Annotated in this window: 24 protein-coding genes and 1 pseudogene; 13 read left to right on the top strand and 12 right to left on the bottom strand. The window is 66.7% G+C overall.

Going from position 1 to position 24,951, the window contains the following annotated elements; genetic code table 11:
* Nucleotides 1-242: 242 nt before the first annotated feature.
* Nucleotides 243-545 carry an NAD(P)H-binding protein gene (locus ACWEV3_RS16040; RefSeq protein ID WP_452614600.1) on the bottom strand — a complete coding sequence of 101 codons (303 nt, stop codon included), beginning with the start codon at nucleotides 543-545 and terminating at the stop codon, nucleotides 243-245.
* A 717-nt stretch (nucleotides 546-1,262) separates the two neighbouring features.
* Here ACWEV3_RS16040 and ACWEV3_RS16035 point away from each other — a divergent pair.
* Entirely contained in the window at nucleotides 1,263-2,321 is a 1,059-nt protein-coding gene (locus ACWEV3_RS16035; RefSeq protein WP_452614599.1) for a zinc-dependent alcohol dehydrogenase family protein, read from the top strand.
* Between the two features lie 252 nt (nucleotides 2,322-2,573).
* On the opposite strand, the gene ACWEV3_RS16030 is transcribed toward ACWEV3_RS16035, so the two are convergent.
* From ACWEV3_RS16030 to ACWEV3_RS16000, 7 genes are all read right to left on the bottom strand, one after another.
* Complete coding sequence (locus tag ACWEV3_RS16030; protein WP_452614598.1) at nucleotides 2,574-2,744, bottom strand: hypothetical protein; 171 nt, start codon at nucleotides 2,742-2,744, stop codon at nucleotides 2,574-2,576.
* Between the two features lie 462 nt (nucleotides 2,745-3,206).
* Nucleotides 3,207-4,199, bottom strand: coding sequence for an AI-2E family transporter (locus ACWEV3_RS16025; RefSeq protein ID WP_452614597.1), 993 nt, complete (start codon nucleotides 4,197-4,199; stop codon nucleotides 3,207-3,209).
* A 419-nt stretch (nucleotides 4,200-4,618) separates the two neighbouring features.
* On the bottom strand, nucleotides 4,619-4,837 hold the full coding sequence (locus ACWEV3_RS16020; RefSeq protein ID WP_452614596.1) for an alpha/beta fold hydrolase: 219 nt from the start codon (nucleotides 4,835-4,837) through the stop codon (nucleotides 4,619-4,621).
* A gap of 267 nt (nucleotides 4,838-5,104) precedes the next feature.
* Nucleotides 5,105-5,335, bottom strand: coding sequence for a hypothetical protein (locus ACWEV3_RS16015; protein WP_452614595.1), 231 nt, complete (start codon nucleotides 5,333-5,335; stop codon nucleotides 5,105-5,107).
* 470 nt (nucleotides 5,336-5,805) lie between these two features.
* Nucleotides 5,806-6,540: an SDR family oxidoreductase gene (locus ACWEV3_RS16010; protein ID WP_452614594.1), complete on the bottom strand. Its 735-nt coding sequence runs from the start codon at nucleotides 6,538-6,540 to the stop codon at nucleotides 5,806-5,808.
* Nucleotides 6,541-6,618: 78 nt separating this feature from the next.
* Nucleotides 6,619-7,056, bottom strand: coding sequence for a cupin domain-containing protein (locus ACWEV3_RS16005; protein WP_452614593.1), 438 nt, complete (start codon nucleotides 7,054-7,056; stop codon nucleotides 6,619-6,621).
* 215 nt (nucleotides 7,057-7,271) lie between these two features.
* Nucleotides 7,272-8,096 carry an alpha/beta fold hydrolase gene (locus tag ACWEV3_RS16000; RefSeq protein ID WP_452614592.1) on the bottom strand — a complete coding sequence of 275 codons (825 nt, stop codon included), beginning with the start codon at nucleotides 8,094-8,096 and terminating at the stop codon, nucleotides 7,272-7,274.
* Between the two features lie 367 nt (nucleotides 8,097-8,463).
* Between ACWEV3_RS16000 and ACWEV3_RS15995 the strand changes: the two genes are divergently transcribed.
* The 9 genes from ACWEV3_RS15995 (at nucleotide 8,464) to ACWEV3_RS15955 (ending at nucleotide 19,182) form a co-directional block, all read left to right on the top strand.
* The gene (locus ACWEV3_RS15995; protein WP_452614591.1) at nucleotides 8,464-9,339 is read left to right on the top strand and encodes an alpha/beta fold hydrolase; all 876 of its coding nucleotides are present in this window, start codon (nucleotides 8,464-8,466) and stop codon (nucleotides 9,337-9,339) included.
* A 296-nt stretch (nucleotides 9,340-9,635) separates the two neighbouring features.
* Entirely contained in the window at nucleotides 9,636-10,247 is a 612-nt protein-coding gene (locus ACWEV3_RS15990; RefSeq protein WP_452614590.1) for a 2Fe-2S iron-sulfur cluster-binding protein, read from the top strand.
* Complete coding sequence (locus tag ACWEV3_RS15985) at nucleotides 10,244-11,227, top strand: FAD binding domain-containing protein (RefSeq protein ID WP_452614589.1); 984 nt, start codon at nucleotides 10,244-10,246, stop codon at nucleotides 11,225-11,227. The genes ACWEV3_RS15990 and ACWEV3_RS15985 overlap by 4 nt, the downstream gene beginning before the upstream one ends.
* Before the next feature lie 10 nt (nucleotides 11,228-11,237).
* Nucleotides 11,238-13,466: a molybdopterin cofactor-binding domain-containing protein gene (locus ACWEV3_RS15980; RefSeq protein WP_452614588.1), complete on the top strand. Its 2,229-nt coding sequence runs from the start codon at nucleotides 11,238-11,240 to the stop codon at nucleotides 13,464-13,466.
* Nucleotides 13,467-13,597: 131 nt separating this feature from the next.
* Nucleotides 13,598-14,683: a hypothetical protein gene (locus tag ACWEV3_RS15975; protein ID WP_452614587.1), complete on the top strand. Its 1,086-nt coding sequence runs from the start codon at nucleotides 13,598-13,600 to the stop codon at nucleotides 14,681-14,683.
* Between the two features lie 139 nt (nucleotides 14,684-14,822).
* Nucleotides 14,823-16,844 (top strand): LamG domain-containing protein, encoded by a 2,022-nt coding sequence (locus ACWEV3_RS15970; RefSeq protein WP_452614586.1) that lies wholly within the window; start codon nucleotides 14,823-14,825, stop codon nucleotides 16,842-16,844.
* Nucleotides 16,736-17,062 (top strand): LamG-like jellyroll fold domain-containing protein, encoded by a 327-nt coding sequence (locus tag ACWEV3_RS15965; RefSeq protein ID WP_452614648.1) that lies wholly within the window; start codon nucleotides 16,736-16,738, stop codon nucleotides 17,060-17,062. The genes ACWEV3_RS15970 and ACWEV3_RS15965 overlap by 109 nt, the downstream gene beginning before the upstream one ends.
* Before the next feature lie 143 nt (nucleotides 17,063-17,205).
* A complete protein-coding gene (locus tag ACWEV3_RS15960) occupies nucleotides 17,206-18,675 on the top strand; it encodes a hypothetical protein (RefSeq protein WP_452614585.1) in 1,470 nt (489 codons plus the stop codon).
* 204 nt (nucleotides 18,676-18,879) lie between these two features.
* On the top strand, nucleotides 18,880-19,182 hold the full coding sequence (locus ACWEV3_RS15955; RefSeq protein ID WP_452614584.1) for a hypothetical protein: 303 nt from the start codon (nucleotides 18,880-18,882) through the stop codon (nucleotides 19,180-19,182).
* A 45-nt stretch (nucleotides 19,183-19,227) separates the two neighbouring features.
* Here ACWEV3_RS15955 and ACWEV3_RS15950 read toward each other — a convergent pair whose 3' ends face one another.
* The 4 genes from ACWEV3_RS15950 to moaA form a co-directional block, all read right to left on the bottom strand.
* On the bottom strand, nucleotides 19,228-19,524 hold the full coding sequence (locus ACWEV3_RS15950) for a DUF1330 domain-containing protein (RefSeq protein ID WP_452614583.1): 297 nt from the start codon (nucleotides 19,522-19,524) through the stop codon (nucleotides 19,228-19,230).
* A complete protein-coding gene (locus ACWEV3_RS15945) occupies nucleotides 19,475-20,089 on the bottom strand; it encodes a hypothetical protein (RefSeq protein ID WP_452614582.1) in 615 nt (204 codons plus the stop codon). Before ACWEV3_RS15945 ends, ACWEV3_RS15950 begins: the two co-directional genes overlap by 50 nt.
* Nucleotides 20,090-20,170: 81 nt before the next feature.
* Nucleotides 20,171-20,482 (bottom strand): hypothetical protein, encoded by a 312-nt coding sequence (locus ACWEV3_RS15940; RefSeq protein WP_452614581.1) that lies wholly within the window; start codon nucleotides 20,480-20,482, stop codon nucleotides 20,171-20,173.
* Between the two features lie 646 nt (nucleotides 20,483-21,128).
* Nucleotides 21,129-22,157 carry a GTP 3',8-cyclase MoaA gene (gene moaA / locus ACWEV3_RS15935; RefSeq protein WP_452614580.1) on the bottom strand — a complete coding sequence of 343 codons (1,029 nt, stop codon included), beginning with the start codon at nucleotides 22,155-22,157 and terminating at the stop codon, nucleotides 21,129-21,131.
* Nucleotides 22,158-22,290: 133 nt separating this feature from the next.
* Between moaA and ACWEV3_RS15930 the strand changes: the two genes are divergently transcribed.
* From ACWEV3_RS15930 to ACWEV3_RS15920, 3 genes and pseudogenes are all read left to right on the top strand, one after another.
* Nucleotides 22,291-22,542, top strand: a complete 252-nt coding sequence (locus ACWEV3_RS15930) for an Nramp family divalent metal transporter (protein ID WP_452614647.1) — start codon at nucleotides 22,291-22,293, stop codon at nucleotides 22,540-22,542.
* A pseudogene (locus ACWEV3_RS15925) lies at nucleotides 22,434-23,552 on the top strand (pyridoxal-phosphate dependent enzyme). The gene ACWEV3_RS15930 and the pseudogene ACWEV3_RS15925 overlap by 109 nt, the downstream one beginning before the upstream one ends.
* Nucleotides 23,542-24,951, top strand: a complete 1,410-nt coding sequence (locus ACWEV3_RS15920) for an ABC transporter substrate-binding protein (protein ID WP_452614579.1) — start codon at nucleotides 23,542-23,544, stop codon at nucleotides 24,949-24,951. The pseudogene ACWEV3_RS15925 and the gene ACWEV3_RS15920 overlap by 11 nt, the downstream one beginning before the upstream one ends.

Below are 24,951 nucleotides of genomic sequence, written 5' to 3'. Positions count from 1 at the left end.
GTACGGGCTTCCCAGTGCAGAAGCCCCTCAAGGGCAGGAGCGAGGTCGCGGCTTGTCTTCTCGGTCGTTGAACGAGTCGTGCCGTTCTCTACGTATTGCTCCACTGTTCGGGCGGGTTGGCCGGTGAGCTGCTCGACGTCGGTGGTGGCGCGGTCGTAGCGGCCGTCGCAGTGCAGTTTCGCCATCGTGGCGATGTGCTGCTGCACATGGGGATTCAGGTCGGCGCTCGTCAGCTGGTCGAACTACTCGTCGTAGGATAGGTGCGCGGCGGCGATGGGTCGGCCCAGCGCGCGTGAGTACTCGCGGGCGAGTTCGTCGATGTCCAGGGCTGCGGGGCTGGCTGCGGCGACGTGCACGGGGTTGGTGAGGTCGCCGACGATGACATCGGCGCCGAGGTCGCGCAGAGCTTCGGCTCGGGTGTCGTCGTGGTGGACCATGGCCCGAACTGCCAGTTGGTGGGCGAGGAGGTGTTCCACGACGAGCCTGCTGATCCCGCCGACTCCGCCGCCGGCACCGGTGATCAGGTAGGAGGGTGCGGTGGTCATCGAAATGCCTTGCGTGTCAACGGTTCTTCGTGATCTCGTCGCGCCAGTCGCGGGAGTATCCGACTTTGACTGGAGCTACACGGCGATGCGCCCGAGCAACACTGCGGTGTTTGACAGCTCTGGGCCTATGGTCCACTTCCTCCGCGTGGCGGCTGTTCCTTCGCCTGTGCCAGAGGCCACTGAGACGCAATCACGGGACGGCGGGGGACCGGCGCTGGTGGCCGGATGCCGCAGCTCGCTGGAGCCGACTCGTGCCGAGCGGGGTGCCGCCGTCGCCGTCGACGACCGACCACTCGGCTAACCGCGCCTTGGGCAACCGTTCGCGGCGCGGCTCGTGGGCATTGTCGGCGACTGGAAACACCGGCTCGGCTTCCACCAGGGGCCCTGCCAGTCTCCGCTCCCGAATTGGCAGTGCAATAGGTTCGTTGGTCCTGCGTATCCCGGGGCGCTCCAAGGCGGGCCCGATCGGCGATGAATACCACTGACCGCACTCGGCGCGGTGCATCGTTGCAGGTATGGACGTTCGGTGCAGTCGGCCGAACGAGGCAGAGGGGGCGCGACGCGGATGACACTCTGCGCACGGGCCGGTTTCATTGAGAAGGAAGGGCCCAGAGCCTGGTCGCCGACGAGGATGCCGTCACCGGCGTTGTTCTTGTCCAGAACGCCCGCCGTGTTCGTCGGGTGCGGAGAGACGAAAGGCCACTCATGCCACAATCCATGCGCGCGCTCGTAGCCGGAGAGGTTGGCGAGCCGGCCGATGTGCTGAGGCTGGAATCCCGGCCTATCCCCACGCCAGAAGCGGGGCAGGCGTTGATCCGGGTGAAGGCGACTCCGATCCACGCCAGTGATCTGCACGTGCTGCGAGGCCGCTACGGTTTCTCGCCCGAGTTTCCCGCTGTCGGGGGTCATATGGAATGCGTGGGCCGTGTTGAGGCCCTGGGCCCGGATACCGAGGGACTGAAGATCGGTGAGCGCGTGGTGGCCGTTGCTGTCCCGGCGATACCCGGACCGCATGTGGTCGGCACTTGGCAGGAATACCTCGTTGCCGATACGCGAAGGCTCTTGCCGGTCCCCGATCAGCTGAGCGACTCCAGCGCCTGTCAACTCGCCGTCAACCCATTGACCGCGCTGCTCCTCGTGACTCGCGAACTCGCGGTGCAGCCAGGTGAATGGCTGTTGCAGACCGCTGCGGGCTCCACCGTCGGCCGCCTCGTCATTCAGCTGGCCAGACATCTGGGTATTCGCACGATCAACGTCGTGCGACGGCGCGATGCCGTTGAGGAGATCAAGGCGTTTGGAGGCGAGGAGGTCATCTGCACTGCGGACGAGGACCTGTTGCAGCGTGTGGCCGACAGCGCAGGATCGGCTGGCGTGGGCAAGGCCATCGACTGCGTCGCGGGCCATGTGGGTGCCCAGGTATCCCAGGCATTGGCTCCGGGAGGAGAGGTCGTGGTCTACGGCGCTCTCTCTACCCATCGGCAGACTGACCCGGCTGCGCTGACGATCCCGCTGCTGGCACGCTCGGTCATCTACGAGACCAAAGTAGTCCGCGGCTTCTGGCTGAACCGCTGGTTCGGCACTGTCTCGTCTGCGGACGCGCTGCGCGCGCTGTCCGAGGTTCGCAGTCTCGTCGTTGATGAAGCTCTGAGCATCCCTCAAGGCGAGCCGTTCCCGCTCGAACGCTTCACCGAAGCCATCTCGTTCGCCGAAGCACCCGCACATGGCGCCAAACCGCTGTTCGTCTTCGAAGACGGTCGGGACCAAGACGACAGGTAGGAAGCGACCCTGCCGACCTCTGTCCGGCCGTATGTGCTCTTGCGGACACGTTGACCAAGGCCGGCCGCGTCGGGGTGACCAAGGTGGCGCTTCGGCAAATTCGGACCAGTCGATGCCTGTGGCCCTTCCAGGGCCCTTCAGCGATGGGAAAAGCTCCCGCCTGCGTACAGGCGGGAGCTACGCGTTGGGTGGACAGTTATCGGCTAGATGCCGCGGTGAGTTGGGTGAGGTTTCGTGGAATGCCAGGGGCAATCAGCAGCCCCAGCCACCCCAACCCCAACCACCCCAGCGGCCCCAGCCGCCGCCCCAGCCCCAGCCGCCCCAACCGCCGCCACGGCCGCCCCAACCCCAGCCGCCGCCGCCCCAGCCGCCGCCACGGCCACCCCAGCCGCCGCGGTTGCTGAAGATTGTGCTGATCTTCATCGTGATCCCTCATCGTTCCAGTGGGTTCAGCAACTTTATTTCGGATCTTCGGTTCAATCGTGTTGCGCGAGAGACAACACCCGCATCTTCCGAGAGCACACGATCTTTCGGTCCGAATCGGGTGACCAGAGCCCCGACCGCTCTGCGAGTTGATGCAATTGCAACCGTATGACTCAAAATTGTTCCCAGCAGAGGACTTTTGCCCCTAACACGGTATGCAACCGAACCGGTCGCTCTGAGTAGTCAATGAGGTGTGTCAGTAGAGCAGCTGAACCTCGTCTGTCACGGAGGTCCGCCGACAAACTGCTCCACGACAGTCGGCACTGCGCCGAGGTCTTCGTTCCACCTGCCGCTTGGATCCACGGCGTGACTCGCTGGCGCGTACCGGCGTGGCGACCACGGGAGTTTGGTCGTTCCTCTGGCGTCCGACCCGGAGTGGTGGCTGTGTTGTGGGCTGGACTGTCACGCGCTGTCCAGGCGTGGCTGTACGAACTCGCGCAGGAGAAGCCTGATTACTGCGGCTATGGGAATGGCGATCAATGCCCCGATGAATCCCAGTAGAGCGGCCCCGAGCAGGACGGCGACGACGGTGGCGGCTGCAGGCACTTGCACGGCCCGGCCGATGATCTTCGGCACGAGGAGGTAGTCCTCGATGACTCGGTAGACGATGAGGAAGCCCACGGTGGCCAATGCGACCGGCAACGACACGGTCAGGGAGACCAACGAGACGATCGCACCGGCGGTGATGGGGCCGACTACTGGCAGCAGGTCCAGGAGCGCGACGAGCACCGTCAGTAACAGCGGGAACGGCACGCCGAAGATCACGAGCCAGATGAAGGCCGTCGTCCCGGCTATCAGCGAGGTGATCAGGTTGCCGAGCAGATACCCGCCGGTCTGGTCGAAGATTTCGTTGCCGATCCGGGTGGCGCGGGGCCGCCGCTGTGCCGGCACCAGTTGGTACAGCGTCCGCTGGATGCGCGGCATCGCCGCCAGGAAGTACACCACGAGAACCGTGACCACGACCGATCCGGAGATCGCGTCGACCAGCAGCTGTCCGGCCCCGAGCAGTCCTTGCGCCAGCGTTGCGCTTTGTCCGCTGAGCAACTGCTGCACGCGCTGTTGGACCTCGAACTGGGCATTGAGTCGCCCGAGCGTGGACCGCGGGTCTTGCAGGCTGCTCAGATATCCCGGCACCTGCACGGCGAATTGGCCTGCTTGAGTGGTCAGGGGCGGGATAGCCGCCGCGAGGAATCCGGCGACGGCGCCCAGAGCAACGACCAGCACGCCTAGCACCGCGGTCCATCTCGGCAGCCTGTGTCGTACCAACCACGACACGGTTGATTCCAGGCTCGTCGCTAGGAAGAAGGCTAGGCCGATGAGGATCAGCACTTGCCGCGCAGTAATGATCAGTTGGACGACGCCGAAGGTGACTGCCACGCCAGCGGCCGCTTTCATGCCTGTGATGAAGGGCGAGCGTGGGTCAAGCGGGCGTCCCGGCTGTCCCGCTGGCTGCTTGTCGCCCTTTGCAGGCTCGGCAGTGGGATCCCTCGTCACCGTGTCCTCCCACCGGTCGCCCTGCGTCAGTGGCCTTGCCAGCGAGGGCGGCGTTATCCGCGAAGGCGCGGGCCCCTTCCTGTGCGTCTTGGGACTTCATGACCGGTTCTGCGATTTGGCCTTGCTCGCGGAAGGCGTCGCGGTCGCTTAACGAGGTCCGCGTGTTGATCGCTCATTTGATCGCCGCGATGGACAGCGGAGCGTCGCCAACGATGTGGATGGCGAGCCCCCTGTTCCACGGCCGACAGCAGCTTCGCGGAATCGAGGTCCGCAGGCATGAGACGACCGTACTGCGGCCACGCCGCATCTGCGATCCCGAGTCACGCGCGATAGTCGACCCGATCGCCCGGCCAACCGTGCAGCAGCATGACCCTCGGCCCTTGGCCGGTTCGGTCGTAGCAAAGCTCGACTCCGTCAACAGCGGCACTTCTCATCAGCGCGTCCCTACGCCTCATCGATCGGCAACCCATCTGATCGGCGTTGCTGCGGTTCGGCTTAACCACGGTCACCACGGCGATCTTGCCGTCCAGTTGTCCCATAAATACCCAGGGTGTTCGCGGGTTCGCCGCACGCGCGGCGCCCGCCCCGGGCGTTGCGCCGTCGGCTCACCCGTGACCCGATGTGTTCGGAGAGTTGCTTGATCTCCGAGGCGATCGACTCGTCCAGGGGGGCGGTGTCCCTACCAGTCGATGATCCGGTTCCAGGTGGCGGCGGTTCCTACCCTGACGACGAGGTCATCAAACCTCATCCGCGAAACGGGCGCCTGATCCCACCTTCCGCCGGCCCGCGATGAGGGCTGGCGGATTTCAGCGCAGATAGCCTGTGTTGATCCAGCTCTCGAATAGCTGAACATGTTCGGCAGGCCAGGCTTCGTCGCAGGGCATACTGCCGTTCGAGAGTTTTTCGTAGATTTTATCGGCGTTGGAGCGTACGTCCGGGTAGGAAGATAGGTCGAACAGCCCCGACATCGCCTCGATGTCCTCTGACCGAAACAGGGGACGGATGTCGTGTTCGAAACTCGGTTCCTGCTGGCTCATTGATTTACCCGCCTTCTTCCGATGCTTCTGCTGATGCGCCTTCCCTCTCACCGAGGCTGGAACCTGCCGACCAGTTTCCGGTCAGACCACATGCTCCACCAGCGCAACTCCCGCTCGGTGCTTCAGACACCACGGCGCCCGCTGACACGGCGCGCGGGCGGCCAGCGCCCGCTCTGCACGAAAGATCACGGCGCAGGTCTACCGCGCGATCAGTGCCTGAGAGCTCCCGGATACTCATCAGCCACACGTCCGGGAGACCAAGATCGCTCATGCGGCCGAGGCCAGAACCGACCTCCAGATAACGAAAGGTATCAGGGGAAAATTTAGCGTTTTCGCTGTTCAGTGACGCGCAATGGGATGAGGCACGTTTGGCAATGGTCGGCTCCGTTCCGGCGGGTCTAGGCCGAGGCCACGCTTGCCTGGAGTGCTTCCGCGAGCGTGCGCAGCATCTGTGTCGTCACTGAGCCGAGTCAGCGTGCGAGCCAGTCTCGATAGGCGGTTTTGGTGATGATGGTGTCGTCCTTGGCGATGAGGGCGTCGCCTGAGGCGGCGGCGAATAGGCCGGCGCTGTTGTCGGTGATGACGGTGCGGTGGTCGCCGCGGGCGGCGAGGGTGATCTTGCCCAGTTCGTCGAGCGTGAAGACTTCGGGTCCGGCGATGTTGCGGGTGCCCTGCAGTGGCGTGCTCACGGCGACGTCGGCCACGGCCTGCGCGACTTCGGCTGCGGCCATGGGCTGGATGCGGGTGGCGGGCAGGCGGACGGTTTTCTCGTCGGCGGTCCAGGCCAGTGTTGCGTCGATGAACTCGAAGAACTGCGTGGCGCGGACGATCGAGTACGGCACGGGGCCGGCCTTGAGGATGTCCTCCTGCAGCACCTTGGCGCGGTAGTAGGCCAGGTCCGGCACCTGGTCGGCGCCCACGATCGAGAGGATGACCGCGTGGCCGACACCGGCGGCCTTGGCTGCCGCCAGCAGGTTGTCCATGGTTTTCTGGAAGAACTCGAGCGAGGCTTCGTCGAAGGTCGGCGAGTTCGTCAGGTTGACGACGACGTCGGACTCGGCCAGCGCTTCGGGCAGGTTTTGCCCGGTGAGCAGGTCCAGACCGGTGGACGGCGAGTGCGGCACCGCCTGGTGCCCGCTCGCGTTCAGGATCTTGACCACCTGCGATCCGATGAGCCCGGTCCCACCGAGGACAGCGATCTTCATACTCCTTGACCTTCCTTGTTCTCGGAGGTGACATGTCCGAGCTTGAGTACGACGGGTGCGGTGCGGCTGAGCTCGCGGTCAGTCTGCGCGCGGGGCCCGGCGATTCTCACGCCGGACTAGCTCTTCCTCGTCCACAAGGGTGAGCATGGGTTTGCCCGGTTCGCAGAGCATGGTGACGGTGTAGCGCACCGGGATGTCGTCGCGGTTGTTGCCGTCCTGGTAGTGGATGACGTCGCCGCCCGGCTCCCAGAACGCCTCGCGGGCCTGGAGGACACGGGGCGGCTGACCTTCGAGCTCGAACACCATCTCGCCGTCCAGCACGTAGCCGAAGGCCGGTCCGGGGTGCCGATGCGGAGGCGTGCCGGGGTCGCCTGGTGGGAACTCGACGACGACGGTCATCGCGTGCGCACCCGCCGGGATGAAGGGAGGCTCCGCCTCCTGCACCACTGTGATCGCCGACTGCCACGCGTTCGATCGTGGCGTCTGCCCGGCGGTCGTCGACTCGATGTCCGACATGAAAAGGCCTCCCTGAGGAACTAGGTGCGGAGGGTCCGCTCGCCCCCAAGACCGCTCATGCGGCTAAGGCCAGAACGGACCTCCAGATGGCGAAGCTGATACAGGCTCCAGCTCACGAGCGTGCCCCCATGTCGCGCTCAGCTTGTTCGACAACCTGCGCATCCGGTTCCGTGAGTCCCAGGGTTGGGACGATGAAGGATGAGCGGCTTTCGTGGTCATGCGTTGAGGAATTCCAGGAGGTCGGCGTTGATCGTCTCCGCTTGTGTGGTGGGCATGCCGTGCGGGAAGCCCGGGTAGGTCTGCAGCGTCGCGTTCTTCAGCAGCTTCGCGGACCGGGGTGCGGAGTCCGAGTAGGGCACGATCTGGTCGTCGTCGCCGTGCATCACCAGGACCTGCAAGGTGATCTTCTTCAGGTCTTCGGTGAAGTCGGTCTGCGAGAAGGCGACGATGCCGTCGTAGTGCGCCTTCGCGTCGCCCATCATCCCTTGGCGCCACCAGTTCTGGATGATCGCCTCGGAGGATTCGGCGCCTGGCCGGTTGAAGCCGTAGAAGGGCCCCTCGGCCAGCTCGCGGTAGAAGCGGGCGCGATTGGCCGCGAGTTGCGCCTGGAACCCGTCGAAGACTTCCTTGGGGAGGCCGCCCGGATTGCTCTCGGTCTGGACCATCAGCGGCGGTACCGCGCTGATGATCGCGGCCTTGGCCACCCGGCTTTCGCCGTGCCGGGCCAGGTAGCGGACCACTTCGCCGCCGCCGGTGGAGTGCCCGACGTGAATGGCGCCCGTGAGATTCAGCTGCGCGGTCAGCGCCGCCAAGTCGTCGGCGTAGTGGTCCATGTCGTGGCCGTCGCCCGGCTGGCTGGATCGGCCGTGGCCACGCCGGTCGTGGGCGATGACCCGAAAGCCGTGTTGGAGGAAGAAGAACATCTGACCGTCCCAGTCGTCAGCCGAGAGCGGCCAGCCGTGGCTGAAGACGATCGGCTGCCCCGATCCCCAGTCCTTGTAGTAGATCTCCACGCCGTCGGAGGTGGTGATGGCGCCCATCCGGTGTCTTCCTTCAACGTTTGTGGGACGGCGCGGAGGCAGCGCTGCCAGCTCCAACTCGTCGCTTCCCGCGCACGTCCGGAGGTCTCGACACCACTCCACGCTCCACCAGGCTGGCCCGGCTCTCCAGGGTATTGGGTCACCCATCGCGGCCCGTTCGAACATCGGGCAGTTGGTAACAAGAGCGGGATTCTCGGGTCTCCGTTGCTGAACCCGCGCACGAGCAACGGTTGCGCTGGCTTCGTGCCGTGCGGTGACCAGCAAAGAACGAAAGACCCGGGTGTCGGTCGGGGCGGGGTGGGAGTCTGGCTCTACGACCGTTCGCGGCCACGGGCCGCATCGCGGCTCAGCTGCGGGGGTGTTCGTGATGACCCAGGCCGGTGCGCCGATCGGTTTCACATCGGAATTCGCCACGATCCGTGGGCTGCGGTTGCACTACGTGCGTGGGGGTTCGGGCCCGGTGGTGATGCTGCTGCACGGCTACCCGCAGAACTGGTACGAGTGGCGCGCTATCGCACCTGGGCTGGCCGAGCACTTCACGGTCGTCGCGCTGGATCTACGTGGGGCGGGCCAGTCCCAGGCCCCCGCGCAGGGCTATGACAAGACCACTCTGGCGGCCGATGTACACGGCGTTCTGGAGCATCTCGGTTTAGCCGAGGACGTCCGCCTGGTCGGCCACGACATCGGCACCATGGTGGCCTACGCCTACGCCGCCCAGTATCCGCAGAGCGTCTCCCGGCTGGTGCTCAGTGAAGCGCCGCTGCCGATGGCGGATTTCATGTACGGCTCGCCCGCACTCACCGCACAGGGGCCGGGGTTGTGGAACTTCGGGTTCTTCTCGGTAACCAACGGATTACCCGAGTCGGTGATCAGTGGAAAGGAAACCCCCTGGGTCCGCAACTTCATGGACCTGATCGCCCACCACCCCGAATCGATCTCCTCCCAAGACGTCGAGGTCTACGCCCAGCCACTACGTGACCCGGCACGGTTGCGCGCCAGTTTCGAATACTTCCGAGCCTTCCCCACCGACATCGCCGACGTCGACCGCTACCGCCAGCACGGTCCCTTGCAGATGCCAGTGCTCGCCCTGGGCGGGCAGTACCTGCTCGGCGAACTGGTCGGAGAACACGCACACCGCGTCGCCTCCGACGTCACCAGCGCGGTCATCGCCGATTCCGGCCACTGGATCGCCGAGGAACAACCCAGCGACGTGCTGAACCGGCTACTCGCCTTCCTGAAATGACCAGACCGCCTCCCACCGACTTCCCGGGGCGTCATGGTGAGTTGGCCGCAATGCGGGGGCGAGGTAGTTGCGGACCCGTAAACCTGTGGCAGGGCTGACGATCACGAACGCCGGCCCCAACGGACTCTAGTCCCTGTCTCGGCCGCTGACACCGCCTCCAGCCTGTGTGCTGCAGGCGAAGAGCCCAGCGCCGGCCCGTCGTCCGGCCGCTGCGGACAAGTTCAGGCGATTCTGGCGACGGGTAGCCCGAGTGAGCATGTCCTCGAAGACGTTCAGGCGCGAGAGGGAGGGCTGTGATGGGTGAGTCAGGTACCGACGTCCACCGGTCGTCGTCCGGCTCGGTCGGCGTTACATCGACCGCTGTGGAGCGAGGACAACACGAGGCATCCCCGCTCTCGACGATCACGTTGGACGTCAACGGCCGTGCGCAGCGCCTTGAGGTGGATCCGCGTACGTCGCTGCTCGACGCGCTGCGCGAACATCTGCGCTTGGCCGGGACGAAGAAGGGTTGTGACCACGGGCAGTGCGGGGCTTGTACGGTGCTGGTCAACGGTCTGCGCATCAACTCCTGCCTGACACTCGCCGTCATGCACGAAGGCGACGAGATCGTGACGATCGAAGGTCTGGGCTCGCCCGAAGCCCTGCACCCCGTGCAAGCCGCCTTCGTCGAGCGCGACGGCTTCCAATGCGGCTATTGCACGCCGGGCCAGATCTGTTCGGCTGTCGGCATGCTCACCGAGGTGAGGGCGGGTTGGCCCAGCCACGTCACCGATGACGTGACGTCCCCGCAGATCGCGTTGACTGACGAGGAGATCCGCGAGCGGATGAGCGGCAACATCTGCCGGTGCGCCGCCTATCCGAACATCGTGGCCGCTATCCGCGATGTCGCTGAAGGAGGCCTGGAATGAGGCCTTTCACCTACGAGCGAGCGACGGACGCGCGGGCCGCGGTCGCCGCAGCGTCCCGGCCCGGCGCGAAGTTCATCAGCGGCGGCACGAACCTGCTCGATCTGATGAAGCTCGACGTCGAACACCCGAGCCACCTGGTGGACATCAGCCGTCTGCCCTTGAAGGACATCGAGGAGTTGCCTGACGGCGGATTGCGCATCGGCGCCCAGGCGTCGAATTCCGACGTCGCCGCCGACACCCGGGTGCGCGACCGGTACCCGGTCCTGTGCCAGGCACTGGTCGCTGGTGCTTCGGGGCAGTTGCGCAACAAGGCGTCCGTCGGCGGCAACATCCTGCAGCGCACTCGATGCCCGTACTTCTACGACACGGCGGCAGGGTGCAACAAGCGGGATCCCGGTTCCGGCTGCTCGGCGATCGGCGGGTACAACCGCATACATGCGATCCTCGGCGCCAGCGACGCCTGCATCGCTACTCACCCTTCCGATATGGCCGTCGCGATGGCGGCGTTGGAGGCGCGGATCGAGCTGTTCGGCGCCGAGGGGTCTGCACGCCGCGTCACCACCACCGACTTCCACCTCCTACCGGGCGATACGCCGCACATCGAGACCGTCCTGCGGCCGGGCGAGATGATCACCGCAGTGGTCCTGCCCCCGCCCCCGCAGGGCCGGCAGCTCTATCGCAAGGTGCGCGACCGCGCCTCCTATGAGTTCGCACTGGTCTCCGTGGCGGTCATCGTCTCGACTGAAGGGGGAACGATCAGTGCAGCTCGGGTCGTGTTCGGCGCCGTAGCGCACAAGCCCTGGCGCTCCGTCGAGGCGGAGGCCGCGCTGCTGGGCAAACCCGCCACCATGTCCACGTATCGCGTCGCCGCCGAGGCGGCCATGCGGGGAGCCGCGGGGCAGGGCGACAACGACTTCAAGATCGAGCTTGCCAAACGCACGCTCTGCAGCACGCTGGCGCGAGCTGCTGAGCCGAGTTGAGGAGGCCGTGATGATCGGGCGATCCCCCAACCGCGTCGACGGTCCGTTGAAGGTAGGGGGCCGAGCCCCCTACGCGTACGAGCAGTGGGACGCCGGCCAACCGCTCTACGGGTTCATCGTCGGCGCGACGATCGGCAAGGGCCGCGTCACGCGGATCGACACCTCCCGGGCTGAGCGCGCGCCCGGAGTGCACAGGGTGATGACCCATCTCGATGCCCCGCCGCAAGGTGCCCGCGATGAATCCATTCCCTTCGAGTACTGGCGCGCTCTCCCGACGCTGAGCAGTCCCGACATCCACCACTACGGCGAGCCCGTGGCACTCGTCGTCGCCACAACCTTCGAGCAGGCACGCGCGGCGGCCCACCTCGTCGACGTTGAATACGCAGCGGAGCCGGGACATTACGACTTCACCGCTCACCAGGATCAGGAATACGCTCCGGAACAGCTCATCGCGGGTCTGCGTCCCGATACCGCGATAGGCGACTTCGAGGCCGGGTTCGACGCCGCCGCGATCAAAGTCGACCAGCGTTACACGACACCGTACGAGCTCTCGCAGGCGATGGAACCGCCCGCATGCCTCGCGGTACCGGATGGCGACGATCTGACCGTCTACGTCGCCACTCAGATCGTCGATGCGGCTCGTGCCTCGATCGCCGCCACGCTCCAGGCCGCCAGAGAACGGATCCACATCGTCACCCCGTACGTCGGCGGCGGTTTCGGCTCCAAGCTGCGCGTTCATGCCGAAGCGATGCTCGCGGCCTTCGCCGCCCGCGCGTTGCGTCAGCCGGTCAAGGTCGCGCAGACCCGGCAGCAGACCTTCCACCTCACCGGCTTGCGCCCCACATCGAGCCAGCGGGTTCGCCTTGGCGCTGATCCGGACGGGCGGCTGGTCGCGCTCGGCCACGAAGTCACGATGCACACAAACCGGCAAATCGAGTACGCCGAGCCGACCGCCACCACGACTCGCAGCCTCTACGCCGCGCCCCACCGGTTGACACGCACCCGGCTGGTGCCGCTGGATCTGCCGCGGGGAGAAGACGTCCGCGCACCGGGCGAGGCGCCAGGCCTGCTGGCGGTCGAGTCGGCGATGGACGAGCTGGCCGACGCGGTCGGGATGGATCCGGTCGAGCTGCGGATCCGCAACGAGCCCGAGCGCGACCCGGAGCGTGGCGTGCCGTTCAGCGACCGGCACCTGGTCGACTGCCTGCGCGACGGGGCCCGCAGGTTCGGCTGGGAGCGCCGACCGGAAAAGCCGGCAAGCCTGCAGGAGGGGCGATGGCTGGTCGGCTACGGCGTGTCCGCCGCAATTCGCGGGCATTTCCAGGGACCGGCTACGGCACGCGTCCGACTGAACGTGGATGGGACCGCGGTCGTTCAGTCGGACATGACCGACATCGGCACCGGTACCTACACGATCCTCAGCCAGGTCGCGGCCGACGAGCTCGGGCTGCCACTCGAGCGCGTACGCGTGGAGCTCGGGCGTTCCGAGTTCCCGGCGAGCGTGGGTTCCGGCGGCTCGTGGGGCGCCGCCAATTCGAGCACCGCCGTGCACCGCGCGGTCGAGGCCCTTCGCGAGAAGCTGCTGATCGCGGCTACCAGCGACGCGAGCTCCCCGCTGCACGGCCTGGATCCGGCAGGCGCGCAGTTCTCCGGTGGCGACGTGCACATCGGTCACCGGTCCGAGGCGCTGAGCGAGCTTGTCGCGCGCATCCAGCCCGACGGTGTGGAAGCGGAAGGCTCGACCGTTTGGATGATGGAGGATCCGAACTACGCCAGCTACTCGATCCACACATGTGGGGCGCACTTCGCTGAAGTCCGCGTCGACGTCGACACCGCCGAAATCCGTCTCCGGCGGATGCTGGGCGTGTTCTCCGTGGGGCGTGTCCTCAACGCCAAGACAGCGCGCTCACAGCTGGTTGGCGGCATGATCTGGGGAGTGGGAGCAGCTTTGGAGGAACTGGGCGTCGTCGACCCGGGGTCCGGCGCCTTCGTCACCCGGGATCTCGCGCACTACCTGGTGCCCGTCCACGCCGACGTCCCCGAGATCGACGCCGTCGTGCTCGACGGGTTCGACGACAAGGCCAACGTCCTCGGCGCAAAGGGCCTCGGGGAGCTGGGGATCTGCGGAGCCGGTGCAGCGGTGGCAAACGCGGTGTTCAACGCCACCGGGGCACGCGTGCGCGATTTCCCCATCACCCTCGACAAGCTGTTGCCCATTCTGCCGCCGACGGACATCTGAATCTTCTGCGACCTGGCCGCAAAAGCACGCTGAAAGCGCGGCTCTGGTCTAGATGGCTCTCGAGACGGAATGCCCTGGGGCACAGGCTGTTGAGGGTGCCGAGGACGTTTTCGGCCGTAGGGGTGTGGCGCGTGGAGGTTGTCGTCGCTGTGCTCGTGGCTCTGGCGGGCGCCGTCTGTGTGGTCGTGACTCTGTTGTCGGCGGTGAAGACGGTAGTGGTGCCGCGCGCCGCGCCGGTTCGGATCACGCGCTGGGTGTTCCTGGGCGCGGGCGCGGTGGTTTCCGTGCTCGCCGGCGGCGGCGATTACCGCAGGCAGGACCGGGTGCGGGCGCTGTATGCGCCGTTGGCGCTGATGGCGCTGCCCGCGGTGTGGCTGGTTCTTGTCCTCGTCGGGTACACCGCGATGTTCTGGGCGGTGGGTGTTCGGGGCTGGCGGGCCGCGTTCTTCGAGAGCGGATCGGCGCTGTTGACGCTGGGCTTCAGCGCGCCGGTGGATGCGCCGGCTGCAGTGCTGGTGTTCTCCGAAGCTGCGTTGGGACTGGGACTGCTGGCACTGCTCATCTCGTACCTGCCGTCGATCTACAACTCGTTCTCGCGGCGTGAAGTGATGGTGACCAGCTTGGAGACCCAGGCGGGCACGCCGGGCTGGGCCGCCACGCTATTGGAGCGGTTGGCCCGCATCGGCGACTTGGAGGATCTCGAATGGTTCTGGCGGGACTGGGCTCGCTGGTTCGCCGACATCGAGGAGACGCATACCTCGTCCCCGAGTCTGGTGTACTTCCGTTCGCCCCAGCCGGATCGTTCGTGGGTCACCGCGGCCGGTGCGGTCCTGGACGCCGCGGCGCTCTTCGTGTCCACGGTAGACGTTCCACGTCAGCCGACCGCTGAACTGTGCATACGTTCCGGATACTTGGCGTTGCGACGCATCGGGGACTTCTTCGACATGTCCTACGACCCCGATCCCAGCCCGGACGACCCGATTTCCATCGACCGGGCGGAATATGACGCGGTGTGCCGGCGGCTGATCGACGCCGGCGCGCCGTTGCGGCCCGACCGGGACCAGACCTGGCGCGATTTCGCCGGTTGGCGTGTCAACTACGACGCCGTGCTGCTGCGACTGGCATGGCTGTGCCGAGCCCCGTCCACCCCGTGGTCGGCCGACCGTGCCATCCCGTTCCGCCCCACGCTGATGCTTCGCCGCAGGAAGAGGTCCTGACCGCATCCTCCGAGGAAAGTGATGCGGGAGTAAGTCGGACGTCCGGTAGCTGCATCACCGGTTGCCGTGCGCATGGGGGGCGGAAGCCGTGACCCCGACAGCGACCAGGCAAGCAATCTCGACCTGTTCTGCTTGGACTTTGGACGGGCCGACCGCCAACGGACCTGGATTCGTTGTTGACCGCGTCGCTCCGGAGGCCGCGCCGGCCGTCGCGTCGGCGCTGTACCCGGCGGACGAAGGATGGCACGGAGGGAGCGACGTGCCAGGAAGGTTCACCTTCAGCGCTGCCGGTGCGGCGGACGTGGACCACTATGTCTACGGATTCCAGGATCCACCGACAACGGGAGTCGACGCCGACAAGCTCGGTGGCGGTGCTGCGGTCACCTTGACGCCGCCGCGCGACGGGCCGGTCGATCTGTACGTGCAGAGCGTCGACCGTGCCGGTAACCGCAGTCCGATGACGGTGCACCACTTCTACGTTCGCGCGGGCAACGGGGCGCTGGCGCACTGGGAGCTGGAAGGCGACGCGACGGACACCGCCTACCTCGGAGACCGACACGGCACAACGCATGGCGGAGTTACCTGGACACCGGGTGCTGTGGGTTCTGCTGGTCAGTTCGACGGGATCGATGACCATGTGACCGCGCGGAACGCGCTGGCCACGGACGCGAGTTTCTCGGTGTCGGCGTGGGTGCGCCCAGATTCCATCGGGGCAGTTCCGCGGACGGCGGTTTCCCAGGATGCCTCCGTGGTGAGCGGTTTCATGCTGCAGATGCGATCGGACGGGCGATGGTATTTCGTACTGGCCGGTGCTGACGAGATCGATAGCGGTACCTACAAAGCCTTCGCCACGTCGCAGACTGCAACCCAACCAGGGCAATGGACGCACCTGGCCGGGGTCTATGACATGGCCGCTGGCGAGATCCGGTTGTACGTGGACGGTGTGTTGGCGGCGTCCACGAAGTACTGGGGCCTGGTGCGCACGCCTGGTGACGTGGTGATCGGGCGCGCGAAGTGGAACGGGGTGTTGACCGACTACTGGACGGGCGCATTGGACGAGGCCCGGGTCTACGACCGGGTGCTGTCGGCTTCGGACATCCAGTCGCTGGTCAGTCTGGACAACGTCCGCACGGGCCAGTGGAAGTTCGATACGCCCGGGGACGGCTTGACGGTCGCCAACACCGTGCCCGGTGGTCAGCCGCTGACTTTGCACGGTGGTACCTACACCGGGGAGGGCGCGATCGGACATGCGATGGAGTTCGACGGTGTCGATGACTACGCGACGACCGCGGAGCCGGTGGTGCGTAGCGATGGAGCGATTTCAGTTGCCGCGTGGGTGAGGTTGTCGGCCAAGACCCCTGACGTTGCAGCGGTGGCCAGCCAGAACAGCGTGCAGCACGCTGCGTTCGCGCTCGGCTACCTCGGGAGTGCCCAAGACCGGTGGGGCTGGGTGATGCGCGGCCCGGACGGTCAGGATCCGCTGGAGGCGATCTTGGTGCCGTCGTCGGCTGTCCCACAGATGGGTGTGTGGACACACTTGGTCGGGGTGTACGACGTGCGGGTTGGAGAGATTCGCCTGTACGTCAATGGTGAGCTGGAGGCGCGTGAGCGGTTCACCTCGCCGTGGCACACCACCGACGGCCAGTTCGCCCTCGGCCGCGCGAAGAGCAACGACGGCATCTGGGGCTATCACTGGCCTGGCGCGATTGATGAGGTGCGCACCTACAGCCGCGCGCTGTCGGACCAGGAGATCCGCGGCATCGTCAGCCAGGACGACGTCACCGTTGGCGAGTGGAAGCTCGATGGCGACGCGCTCGATTCCTCCGGACGAGGCCTGGATGGCACGGTGCACGGGACTCCGATGTGGATCGGCGGTCAGTCGGAACTGCCGAACCCTTCGGACAAAGCAGTTCAGCTCGACGGCGCGGACGACCACATCGGCACGCCGAATGCAGTGGACACCGCCTGGGTCTATCTGTCCAGAAAGGACGATGGCCAGGTCACGGCGGTTAGCATGGACGGCATGCAGACCATGGGAAATGGGTCTTCGAGCTGCCGGAGTCGGACACCGGCACAGGGCCCGTCACCCATGCCGCGCTTTCCACTCTTGATTCCGAGCTGGATGCGTGGACGCATCTGGTGGGGGTTTACGACGCGGTGACCGGAAAAGTGTGGTTGTACGTCAACGGTGAACGCGTTGCCGACGGGAGCCTGAAGAACCCGTGGCATGCCGCCGGAGACACACAGATCGGCCGTGGAATGCAAGCGGGCACGTCTGGGGAGTTCTGGTCCGGCAAGGTCGATGACGTCCATCTGTACACCGGTCGGCTGAGCAGTGACCGGATCCGGTCTCTCTACGACTCCTACGGCCCGAGCTGACCGCTTTTCGTCTTCGTTCTCGCTGGTTTTTCTGCATGAGCTTTTCTCTGGAGGACAGCGTGCGTTCATCCCGGATCCGACGTACTGCCCGAACGCGGGCGGCGCGGGCCGTTCGCAGACCGTTCACGACAGGTGCGGTACTGGTGTTCATCACCAGTTTGCTGGTCAGTACGGGCGTGCCTGTGCAGGTCGTGGAGGCGGCCGGTGGCCCATCGGTGCCGTTGCCGAAAACCTCGTCGGTTCCGGTGACGGAGCAGACAATGCAACCGCGTCCGCAGGACGAGGCGGCCAGGGACGCGCTGAAAGGCGATCAGCCCGCGGGAGCGGGTGAGGGTAAGCCAGGGGTGGGAAAGTACGAGGCGACGTCTCTGCGACCTTCAGCCACTTGGGATGTCTCGGCGCATACCGGGGATTTCACCTGGGACTACCCGTTGCGCGTGCCGCCGGTACCGGGGTCGTTGCAGCCGGAGTTGGCGCTGTCGTTTTCCCCGGGGTCGTTGGACGGGTTGACCAGTGCCACCAACACCCAGGCATCGTGGGTGGGGGATGGGTGGAGTTTGTGGCCGGGTTTCATCGAGCGCAGCTACGGCAGCTGCCGCGATGATCTGCCTGGTGACGGGGCGGAAGAGCCCGCTGACCTGTGCTGGCGTAGCGACAACGCGACCCTCTCCTACGGTGGGTCCGGGTCGGCGCTGATCAAGGACGACAGGACCGGGGTCTGGCGCCCGGAAAGCGATGACGGCTCGCGGATCGAGCGGCTGACCGGCGCCGCCAACGGTGACGACAACGGTGAGCACTGGAAAGTCACCGATGTCGACGGCGGGCAGTACTTCTACGGCTCGCGACCGGAATCCAAGTCCACCTGGACGGTCCCGGTATTCGGCGACGACGCAGGCGAGCCCTGCCACGCCGGCGATTTCGCCGCCTCGTCATGCACCCAGGGTTACCGCTGGAACCTGGACAAGGTGGTGGATCCGCACGGCAACGTCATCCACTACGCCTACGACACGGTGACCAACCGCTACGGGTCGAACAACAACAGCAGAGCCGTCGACTACGTCCGCGACGGGTGGCTGTCCCGCGTCGACTACGGCCTGGCCTGCACACCCAGCACGCGGCCGAACCCGCGGCACGGGTCCTCTTCGACGTCGCGGACCGGTGCGTCCCGGGCTCAACCTGCACCCGTGACAAACCGGAGAACTGGCCGGACGTGCCATGGGGCATGGAGTGCGCCGGCACGGCGTGCCGAGAGGAGCAGAACGCTCCGACGTTCTGGTCCACCAAGCGGCTGGCCAAGGTCACCACCCAGGTGTGGCGCGGTACCGGGTTCACCGATATCGACTCCTGGACCCTGCGGCACGAGTTCCCCTCGCCAGGCGATGGGGAGAAGCCAGCGATGTGGCTGGCCGGGATCAGCAGATGCGCGCCGCGATTACAGAAGCCGCCGCTCGCTCCACGCCGCCGACCGACTGAGCCGGTTAAGCAACCGAGGAGGGGGCCGGTCCGCCAGCAAGGTCGGCAGCTCCGCCTCTTCACTGGTTGAGCGTGCGGCATCCGGTACTGGGGGTGCATCGCTGCCAGTCGGCTCGGAAGGTCACGGTTGCGGGCCATGACCTGCCTGGTGCGGCCGATTCCGGCGGTGAGCGCCTGCGATGTCCCGAGGCCAGCCTCGTACTAGGGGGGACCCGGCCGGTCCCGGCCAGGCTTGGTGTGATGTGTGCTCCCGGCAGTGGTCGTGCCGGCGGTGGCCGTGGTCACGCGACTGCTGTCGGTTCCAGCGGAGCGAGCCGGCTGAACGGCACCCGGTGCTGTTGCGGGTGCATCTGGGGACGGAGGGGCGAGAAGAACGCTTCGCCCGAGCCCTGATCCGCACCACCCTGTCCCGCCTGTGCCGCCCCGGAGGCGCGTTCTACTTCTCCAACATCGCGACCCCGAACCCCTACGCCGCCCTGATGACCCACATCGGCCGCTGGAACCTCGTCGAACGCACCCCCGCCGACATCGAGGCCGACGTCCGTGCCGCCGCGCCGCCGGGAACCGTCGCCGGACTGGACATCACTGCCGATGCCACTGGCCTGGCGCTGTTCGCGACGGTGCGGCGCGCGGACGAGCCGGGGTGATCCCCGCAGCCGGCATCGTGTTCGTCGCCGACGCAGCCTCGATCGTCAGTCGAGGCCTTCGATGATGCGGAAGTCGCGCTCGAAGCCGTCGGGGAGTTCGGCCAGCGCCTGCTGGTAGGCCGCACTCTCGTATGCGGTGACCGCCTGTTCGAAGCTGTCGAACTCGATCAGGACAACGCGCTCGGCGATTCCGGCTTCGTGTGCGACGACCCGGCTGCCGATGCTGGCGAGCACCCGCCCGCCTGCGGCCTTGACGGCCAGACCGGCCAGTTCGTTGTAGACATCAAGCCCCTCAGGGTCTGTGATGGTGGGGTAGACGCTGACCCAGTAGCCCTTGGCCACGGTTCCTCCTGTGTTCGGAATTGATCATCAGAAACATACTCAGATCCATCACCGGCGCGCTGTGGGTCAGCGAGCCGACGGGGACGACGTCGATCAACCGGATGGGGCTGTGATCGGATTGGTCTCGGGTGAGCGTCGGTGGGCGAGGGCGAGGCTGGTCATCGTCAATGAGGACCAGCCCCGCCACGAAGGTGGTCAGTCCGAAGCCGTAGCCGGCGCCGTGCGGCGTCTGCGCGTAGCGGGTGACGAGCGTGAGCAGGAGGTACATGCCGCTCCCGCCGACGAACATGGCGAGGTTCGCCCCGGCGACCGCCGGGCGCCGTACCGCCCGGACGTCGACCAGGGGCGTCTTGGTTCGCAGTTCGGAAACGGTCCAGACGCAGAGCAGGAGTACGGCGGCGACAGCAAGGGTCACCGCCACGGCGAGGTGTCGGCTCCACAGGCTCCTCTCGCCGGCCAGGAACAGGACGAGGAACAGTCCACCCGCCAGGACGAGCGCACCGGCCACGTTCACGTGGGCGGAGCGGCCTTCGGGAGCTGCGGGCATGGAGCGCCACGCGGTCACGAAGGCGATGGCGGTGACGAGCAGGCCGAGGCCGTAGGCGGCCCGCAGTCCGCCGAACTCGGCGAGCAGCGCGGCCAGCGGCTAGCCGACGCCGGCTCCGATGATGGAGACCACTGAGATCAGGGCGATCGTGGCCGCGCTGCGCTCCTCGGGAAGATGGTCGCGGGCCACGCCCATCATCAGCGCCGTGAGACCGAGTCCGACGCCTTGGGCTGCTCTGCCCACGAGCAGCCAGGCGAACGGCAGCGGCAGCACGGTGAGCGCGCTGCCGACGACGACGATCGCCAGCGTGGCGAGAATCGTGGCCCGCCGGTGCGGACCGGCTCCGAGCCGGCCCAGGACGGGTGTGGCGAGCCCTTCCGCCCCGGGCAAGCCAGCGCCGGTTGCCGGCACGGCTGATCCTGAAACACCCTTCGCCTGCGTGGCAGGGCACAACGTCACGAGCCCCGGCGGTCGCGGGCCGATCACCAACGACGAACACGCCTCCGCCCCGGTCACCGGGACGCGTCATCATCAATGCGAGGGAGGGGGATTGCAGCCTCGGTGGATTGCGCCGGTTCAAATTGACGCGAAGCAGCGCGCTTCTCCAGGTCGATCGAGCGCCGTAGGGCTCCTACGGTGTGTGCCCGGCGGCGGGAGACCCAGACAGGGGTGCTTCGCCTCGCTGATCCGTGGCAACTCTGGTCTTCTTGGTGCACGCAAGCCCCCTTGCGTAATGGGGCGGGTGACCCCCGACGGTCACCCGCGTCCCTTCCCCGAATCCCGGCAAGACCCCCGACGTCTCACCAGGCCCACACACCGCCCCTGTTACAGCAGGTCAGCGGGCATGCACGGAGAGTTTCGCGAGCGACCGAAGGTGACGTCAAGGGAGTGGGCGTTAAACCCAGGTAACCAGACCACCCGCATCGTGCAGCAGGCCCAGGCGCCGAACAGAAAACGCCCCCGCACCCGACCGGCGAAACCGGAAGGATGCGCTCAGCCGGGAGCAGGTCTTCACTGCGACTGCCAACCGCCGCACGCTGGTGCAGAGTAAGGGAAATCAGCCGCCGATGTAGGACATCTCGACCTTGCGGGCGCGGGTGCTTTCGGTCGTGCGAAGTTCGGAGTACCTGTCGGTGCGTCGTCCCCAGAGCGTCTGAATGTGGCTTTCCAGTTCGGCGTCGTCGGTCCCGCCGCGCAGCAACGCGCGCAGATCGTGGCCGCTGGACGCGAAGAGGCAGGTGAACAGCTCGCCCTGCGCGGACAGGCGGGCCCGGGTGCAGGTGCGGCAGAACGGCTCGGTCACCGAGGCGATGATGCCGACCTCGCCGCCGTCGAGGTAGCGGTAGCGCCGGGCCACTTCGCCGGTGTAGTCGGGGTCCGCGGGCTCGAGGGGCCACGCGACGTGTAGACGGTCGACGATCTCGCGGGCGGGTACGACGTCGGTCATCCGCCAGCCGTTGGTGGTGCCCACATCCATGTATTCGATGAACCGCACGAAGTAACCGTGCTCGCGGCCGAACCCAGCCAACTCGAGGACGTCAGAGCCGTCGTTCATACCGCGCTTGACCACGGTGTTGATCTTGATCGGGGCCAGACCCGCCTCCTCGGCGGCGGCGATGCCGCGCAGTACCTGGGAAAGCGGCACCCGGGTGTCGCTGATCCGCGCGAACCGCTCCGCGTCCAGCGAATCTAGGCTTACCGTCACCCTGGACAGGCCCGCATCGCGCAGGCCTCGTGCCTGCGCCGCCAGCAACGAACCGTTCGTGGTCAGCGCGATGTCGTCGATGCCGTCGACCTCCGCCAACATTCCGACGAGCTGGTCGAGTTGCCGACGCAGCAGCGGTTCCCCGCCGGTCAGCCGGATCTTGTGCACGCCCTGGCGGGCGAAGACGCGCGCCAGCCTGGTGATCTCCTCGAAGGTGAGCAGCTCCGAACGGTCCAGGAACAGGTGGTCCGCCCCGAAGACCTCCCGGGGCATGCAGTACCGGCAGCGGAAGTTGCACCGATCTGTGACAGAGATCCGCAAGTCCCGCAACCACCGGCCGAACCGGTCCGGCACCTGGCTGTTGGCGTCCCCGTTGCGCATCGCGCCTCCCACGTGGCGGCTCCGCCTTCGATGGTGCAACCGCTGCGGAGCTGGCGGCAACCGGCTCCCGTCCGGAAACGCGAGGGGACGGCGGTGAGAAGATCCAGTTCTTTCTGGTCGGCTTGATCGTGCTATTCCTGATCTACGCCGCGCTGGTGCTGCTCGGGCCGGACGGCTGGCTGGCGATCGGCAAGGGCTTGCGATCCCGGCGGCGACGCTGCTCGGCGCGATCGCGTTCGCCGGGGCGGGCGGCGCGCTCAACCTGGTCCAGTCGAACTGGATCAGGGACAAGGGGCTGGGCATGGGGAGTCGGCTGCCGAAGGTGGTGTCGCCGTTCACCGTGGAGGAACAGACCGTTGCGACCACGGGTTACTTCGGCTGCTGATCAATCGCCGCTCAGTTCCTGTCATCGAGGGCATCGCCGTCGACCGGGGTCCGCTGCGGCTGCATCGGCGGCTCCCGGGTTACGCTCGCACGCCGCTGTTGGAGGTCCCGTCGCTCGCCGAGCGTCTCGGAGTTGGCTGGCTGTGGGTGAAGGACGAAAGCTCGCGGCTGGGTTTGCAGTCGTTCAAGATCCTCGGCGCCTCCTACGCGGTCTACTGCGCGCTGTGCGACCGGCTGGGTGCCGAGCCGTCGTGGAGCGACATCGACGAGCTCCGTCGCTGGGTGAGCACGCTGGCGCCGATGACGCTGGCGGCGGCCACCGACGGTAACCACGGGCTCGCCGTCGCCCGTATGGCCCGCCTTCTCGGCCTGACGGCGCGCGTGTACGTGCTGGCTACGATGATCGCCGCGCGAATCGAGGCCATCGAATCGGAGGACGCGGCGGTCACCGTGGTCGACGGCGATTACGACGATGCAGTCCGGCGCTCGGCGGAGGACGCCCCGGACGGCTGCATCGTGGTGTCCGACACCTCGTGGCCGGGCTACCAGCGCATTCCGTGGTGGGTGATCGAGGGATAGTCGACGATCTTCTGGGAGGTCGACGATGCGCTCCACGAACGTGGCGCGGGCCCACCTGACGTCGTCGTGGTGCCGATGGGCGTGGGCGCGCTCGCGGCGGCGACCGTTCGCCACTACCGCCGCCCCGAGGCGAGCGCCAAGCCGCGGCTGGTCGGCGTCGAACCACTCTCGGCCGACCGTGTCCTCGCGTCGCTGCGCGCCGGCCGCCCGGTGACCATACCTGGGCCGTACGACTCGATGCACCGCGAGCACCTCGCGCCGCTTCAGCAGGCGGCCACAGCCGCCGTCGTGCGCGCCTCTGTCGGTGTCTCAGTCGATCGGCCCGGGGAATATGACGGTGAGTACTCGGGTGGCATCGGTAGTGGGATCCGTCGCGCGGGAGTTTACTGTGCGTGGGACTCCTTGAGGGGAGGAGTCAACTATGGCCGCTGAGTCATCTGGATTTTCCTCCGGAACATACGGGCGGCGCGACGTGCTCCGGGTCGCCGCGGTCCTGGCGTTGGCGGGCGCGTGCGCACGCGAAGAGGCGCCGGGACCGACGGACACACGCGCGGCTCCGCAGGAGACGTTCACCGAGCCCTCCCGCCGGTTGTCCGGTGATCTCCGGGTCCTGCTGTGGAGCCACTTCATCCCCAGCCATGACCAATGGTTCGACACCTTTGCCCGGAACTGGGGTGGCAAGGTCGGCGTCAACGTCACCGTCGACCACATCGACCAGGCGCAGATTCCGACGCGCATCGCAGCAGAGGTGCAGGCCCGGCAGGGCCACGACCTCATCCAGTACATCGCACCACTGTCCCAGTTCGAACCGAGCATGCTCGATCTCCGGGACCTCACCGACGAGGCGGTGCGGCGCTGGGGCCCGCAGCTGGAGCTGTGCCGCAAGTCGACGTTCAACCCGACTACTGGGCGGTTCTTCGCCTACTCGCCGGGATGGGCACCCGACCCCGGGAACTACCGCCGGTCGCTGTGGCAGCAGGTCGGCATGCCGCAGGGCCCCTCGACCTGGGACGACTTGCTCACGGGCGCCGCTGAGATCAAACGGCGGGCCGGGATACAACTCGGTCTCGGTCTTTCCCAGGAGATCGACTCCAACATGGTCCTGCGGGCTCTGATGTGGTCCTATGGCGCTTCGGAGCAGGACGCGCAGCAGCGGGTCGTGCTCAACAGCCCTGAGGCCGTCGCGGCCGTGGAGTACATGAGCCGCCTCTATCAGCAGGCGATGACGCCCGAGGTGTTCTCCTGGAACGCGGCGAGCAACAACCAGGGGCTGGTCGCGGGGAAGCTGTCTTACATCGTCAACTCGATTTCGGCTTGGCGCACCGCCCAGGGAGCGAACCCAGCGGTGTTCGACGACACCTTCTTCGTGCCTGCGCTTCGGGGCCCGAGGACTGCGCTCGCGGCGCAACACGTCATGTACAACTGGGTGATTCCGCAGTACGGCCCTGGCGCGGACGCGGCGAAGGAATTCCTCCTGCACTACACCGCGAACTTCGCGTCGGCGACGTACCACTCCCAGATGTACGACCTGTGCGCGTGGCCGCGGCTGACCCCGAACCTGGACGGTTGGCTTGCAGCCGACCCGTTCGGCGCCCGGCCGCCGGACAAGCTGAAGTTCTTGTCCCACGCCACCGATTGGAGCACCAACATCGGCCACCCCGGCCCGTCGAGCACAGCTGTCGGGGAGACGTTCAGCACCTTCGTGATCCCGAACATGTTCGCGCGCGCAGCGCGCGGCGACGTAAGCCCCCAGCAGTCAGTGACGGAGGCGGACACCCAGGTCAGGGCGATCTTCGAGAAGTGGCGGCGTGCAGGCCTGGTCGGAGGTTGA

It is taken from the genome of Saccharopolyspora sp. NPDC003752 (assembly GCF_053605825.1).
Note: the sequence above shows the minus strand (reverse complement) of the source record. Positions and strands in the feature narration are given on the sequence as shown.